This window comes from Virgibacillus sp. GM2-2, assembly GCF_055329585.1.
The window spans coordinates 1-267 of record NZ_JBUZWC010000089.1; the positions used below are offsets into that span (position 1 = coordinate 1).

Annotated in this window: 1 protein-coding gene; it reads right to left on the minus strand. The window is 59.9% G+C overall.

Features of this window, described 5'->3' with window-relative positions; genetic code table 11:
* Positions 1-267: hypothetical protein (locus ACY9Z2_RS19085; RefSeq protein ID WP_463611256.1), on the minus strand; the 267-nt coding region annotated here is incomplete at both ends.

The following is a 267-nucleotide window of genomic DNA, read 5'->3' on the forward strand; positions in this document are numbered from 1 at the left end:
GCATGGTGTTCCGTGAGATCACCATAGAACCCCGACGCCTTGACGATGTTCGCATCGCCCGTCCCGCGTACCATGGTGACGCCAGCAGACGACATGTCCGCCTCGGAGTTTGTCTCGATGCTGGGCCAGAATGCGGTGACTTTCACCGCGACCGAAGCGGCCGGGTGCCACAACAAAATCAGGCGCCCACCGGTCTGGCGCGTGGCGTTGGTGTCGCTGTTTCCGGTGTAGACGTTGTCGATGTATCCAGGAGTGTAATTGTCGTAG